The sequence below is a fragment of the Kitasatospora putterlickiae genome, assembly GCF_039527695.1.
Taxonomy (GTDB): Bacteria; Actinomycetota; Actinomycetes; order Streptomycetales; family Streptomycetaceae; genus Kitasatospora; species Kitasatospora putterlickiae.
On record NZ_BAAAKJ010000306.1, the window covers coordinates 1,640 to 5,768 of the forward strand.

General features: G+C 77.4%; 3 protein-coding genes and 1 pseudogene. All 4 read right to left on the bottom strand.

Annotated features, from left to right (window positions below; translation table 11 throughout):
• Positions 1-839, bottom strand: an 839-nt coding sequence (locus ABD308_RS29290; RefSeq protein ID WP_344341100.1) for an AMP-binding protein, incomplete at its 3' end; no start/stop codon positions are given.
• An 86-nt stretch (positions 840-925) separates the two neighbouring features.
• On the bottom strand, positions 926-2,557 hold the full coding sequence (locus tag ABD308_RS29295; RefSeq protein WP_344341103.1) for a non-ribosomal peptide synthetase: 1,632 nt from the start codon (positions 2,555-2,557) through the stop codon (positions 926-928).
• Positions 2,502-2,783 (bottom strand): annotated as a pseudogene (locus ABD308_RS29300) (AMP-binding protein); the annotation flags it as partial. The pseudogene ABD308_RS29300 and the gene ABD308_RS29295, both read right to left, overlap by 56 nt.
• Positions 2,784-2,825: 42 nt before the next feature.
• Positions 2,826-4,025 (bottom strand): acyl-CoA dehydrogenase family protein, encoded by a 1,200-nt coding sequence (locus ABD308_RS29305; RefSeq protein ID WP_344341106.1) that lies wholly within the window; start codon positions 4,023-4,025, stop codon positions 2,826-2,828.
• Positions 4,026-4,129 lie beyond the last annotated feature (104 nt).

Consider the following 4,129-nt stretch of genomic DNA (forward strand, 5'->3'; position numbering starts at 1 on the left):
TGCTCCGCGGAGAGCGCCTCGCCGCCGGCCAGCACGGTGCGCAGCACGCCGAAGACCCGCGAGCGGCGGGCGGCCAGCTGGTGGAACAGCGCGGTGGTGAGGAAGGCGGTGGTGACGCCGAACCGCTCGATGTCGCGGGCGAGTTCCTCGGCGCTGGGGCGTTCGGCCGGGGACAGCGCGACGGCGGCGCCGCGCGCCAGCGGGCCCCACAGTTCGAAGGTCGCGGCGTCGAAGGCGACCGGCGAGTGGTGCAGCACCCGGTCGCCGGGGCGCAGGGCGGGGCCGTCGGCGGCGGTGACCAGGTCGGCGATTGCGCCGTGCGGGACCAGGACGCCCTTGGGGCGGCCGGTGGAGCCGGAGGTGTAGTAGACCAGGGCGGTCGCGTCCGGGGCCGGGGGTCCGGGCGGCGCGGGCGTCCCGGGTCCGGTGGCGGCGATCGCGGCGGGGCCGAGTTCGGTGAGGACCAGGACGTGCTCCTCGGGCAGGCCCGCCTCGGCCAGCAGCGCCTTGTCGCCGAGGGTGAGGCGGACGCCGGCGTCGTCGAGCATGGCGTGCAGCCGCGGTCGCGGGTAGGCCGGGTCGAGCGGGACGACGTGGCCGCCCGCCCACCAGATGGCGAGCTGGGCGACGGGGAGGCGGGCGGCGCGGGCGCAGAGCAGGCCGACGGCGCTGCCGGGGCGGACCCCGCGGGCGGTCAGCTCGGCGGCCAGCCGGGCCGCGGCGGCGGTGAGTTCGCGGTAGGTGAGGGTGGTACCGCCGTCGGTCGCGGCGAGCGCGTCGGGGTGCTCGGCGGCCTGCCGGGCGACGAGTTCCGGGACGGTGGTGGCGGGGACAGTCATGGGCGGGTCCGTTTCCGGGCGCCCCGGCGGCATGCCGGAGCGCCCCGCGGCGAGGGTCGGGAGGAGTGGCGGGGGCGGCGGCCGGGTCAGTCGGCGGCCGGGCGCCGCTCGTCGATCAGGCGCGCCACGGCCCGCAGGTCGGGCTGGCGCAGCAGCAGCGGGGCGCGCAGCCGTACGCCGCACTCCTCCTCCAGGGCGGCGAGCAGCCGGGCCGCGGTGACGGAGGTGCCGCCCGCGTCCAGGAGGTTGTCGGCGAGGGTGAGGCCGGTGCGGCCGAGCAGCTCGCGGCAGAGCCGCAGCACGGTCCGCTCGGTGGGCGTGGCCTCCTCCGGGCCGCCCTGGCCGTCCTGCTGGGCGGCGGTCTCCTCGGCCTTGAGCAGCGCGGCGCGGTCGATCTTGCCGTTGGCGTCCAGCGGGAAGGCGTCGACCAGCCGCAGCACGCTCGGCACGGCCTGCTCGGGCAGCCAGGGCCGCACGGCGTCCAGCAGCGGAGCGGCGTCCACCGGACCGCCCCCGGCGGCGGGCTGGACGAAGGCGAGGACGGGGGCGCCGCCGCCGGCCGGGGCCGGGCGGGCGACCACGGCGGCGCGCCGCACCCGGGGGTCGCGTTCGAGGGCGGCCTCGACCTCGGCGGGCTCGATCCGCACCCCGCTGACCTTGACCTGGTCGTCCAGCCGGCCGAGGAACTCCAGCACGCCGTCCGGGCGCATCAGGACCCGGTCACCGGTGCGGTAGACCCGGTCGGTGCCGTCGACCTCGTCGGGCGCGGAGACGAAGCGCTCCGCGGTCAGCCCGGCGTCGAGGTAGCCGATGGCCAGGCCCTGGCCGCCGATCCGCAGTTCGCCGGCCTCGCCGCGCGGCAGCGGGCGGCCGTTCTCGTCGGTCACCAGGACGATCGCGCCGGGGATCGGGCGGCCGATCGGCGGCGCGCCGGTGCCGTGGTCGGCGCCCGGGGCCATGCTGTGCACGGTCGTCACGACGGTGGCCTCGGCCGGGCCGTAGGCGTTGTGGACGGTCGCGGTGACGTCCGGGCCGGGGGCGCGGCGCAGCCGGTCGCCGCCGACCACGAGGTGGCGCAGCGGCAGGCCGCCGGGCCACGGGCGGTCCAGGACGGGTTCGGCGAGCGGGGTGGGCAGCACGCCGACGGTGATGCCGGCGGCGCGCCACCAGTCGGTGAGCGCGACCGGGTCCCAGCGGACGGCTTCGGGGGCGACGACGAGCGCCGCGCCGGAGCTGAGGGCGGCCCACAGCTCCATCAGGTGCGGGTCGAAGGCGACGCCGATCAGCAGGCTGTGCCGGTCGCCGGGGCCGAGGCCGGTCAGCTCGCGGTACCAGGTGAGCAGGGCGCCGAGCGCGGTCTGGCCGACCGCGACGGCCTTGGGCAGGCCGGTGGAGCCGGAGGTGAGCACGGTGTACTGGGCGCCCTTGGGGGCCTTGGTCCCGGCCGCTCCCCCGACCACGGCGGGGTCGGCGGGGTCGGCGAAGGCGGCCACGATCCCGCGCGCGCCGGGGGCGGCGAGCGGGCGGTGCCGGCCGTCCCGGTGGGCGGGTGGCAGCAGCGCCGGGTCGCCGATCAGGCAGGCGGGGCGCAGCTGTTCGGCGACGNNNNCCGCCGGGGCGCGGGCCGAGCGGCAGGTGGACGGCGCCGATCCTGGCGACCGCCAGGGTGGCGGCGACCAGGGCGGCGGAGTGGTCGAGGCAGAGGCCGACCAGGTCACCGGGCCGCACGTGTTCGGCCAGCTGTCCGGCCACCTGGTCGGCGACGCGGTCGAGTTCGGCGTAGTTGAGGGTCAGTTCGCCGTCGACCAGGGCGGGGGCGTGCGGGACGCGGCGGGCCCAGCTGGTGAACAGGTCGAGGACGGCGCCGTCGCGGTGCGGACGGCCGTGGGCGACGGAGAGGCCGGGAAGGAGTCCGGGCACGGGGCGGGCCGGGGTGGTGGTCATGGTCAGTCCTCCGGACGTCGGTCGATGGTCGTCGGTACGGGGTCAGCCCAGGCCCATGGCCCGGGCCACGATCACCTTCTGGACCTCGGAGGTCCCTTCGATGATGGTCGTCATCCGGACGTAGCGGTAGAGGTATTCCAGCGGATGGCCGCGCACCCAGCCGGTGGCTCCGTGCACCTGGAGCGAGCGGTCGACGGCCCGGACGGCGGTCTCGGAGGAGGTCAGTTTGGCTAGCGCGGCGTTCTCGGGGGCCTCGGTGCCGTCGTCGACCAGCCGAGCGCAGGCGAGGGTGAGCAGTTTGGCGGCCTCGACCTCGGCGCGGGTGCGCACCAGGTGCTCCTGGACGTGCTGGTAGTCGCCGATCGGCTGTCCGAAGGCGCGCCGTTCGCGGGCGTACTCGACGCCGAGCCGCAGCGCGTACTCGGCGATGCCGTTGCACATCGCGGCGACCACCAGGCGGCCCCGGGAGAGGCTGTCCATGGCCAGGCCGGTGGCGGCGCCGACGCCCGCCTCGCCGCCGATGACGGAGGCGGCCGGGGCGTGCAGCCGGTCGAGGACCAGCTCGAACAGCGGCTCGCCGGACATGCCCTCGTAGCGCTGGCCGACGCGCAGCCCGGGGTGGTCCATGGGCAGCACGAAGGCGGTGGCGCCGGCGGTCGGTCCGGCGCCGTCGCCGAGGTCGGTGGCGGCGACGACGAGGGCGAGGTCGGCCCGGTCGGCGTTGCTGACGAAGGTCTTGCGGCCGTTCAGCAGCCATCCCCCGCCGTCGCGGACGGCGGTGGTGGTGAGCCGGAAGGCGTCGGAGCCGGCCTGCGGTTCGGTGAGGGCGAGGCAGCGGGTGCGCTCGCCGCGGACCAGCGGGACGAGGTGGCGCTCGATCTGCTCGGGGGTGCCGTGGCGCAGCAGCGGGCTGGGCCCGTCGGAGCCGGCCAGCGCGTACGGGGCGAGCGGGCAGCCGCTGCGTCCGGCGGCGTGGTGGAGCTGCACGACGGCGGTGAACGGCATGCCGGCGCCGCCGAGTTCCTCGGGGTAGTCGCCGGCGTAGAAGCCGAGGGCGGCGGAGCGCTTGCGCACGTAGGCGCGCAGGTCGTCCGGCGGCTGTTCGGCGGACTCGGCCAACTCGGAGGCGAGCGGGTCGAGTTCGCGGCGAATGAAGCTCTCGAAGGCGTCGGTGAGTTCGCGGTGCCCGGCTTCGAGGACGGCGGACGGGGCGGAGAGGCCGGGGGCGGTGGTCCTGGTCACTGTCGGGCTCCGGTCAGGGCGCGGGCCTGGTCGGCCAGGACGGGGTGCTGGAAGAACGTGCGCAGCGGGGGCCGGCCGCCGAGGCGCGGCTCCAGCCAGGCGGC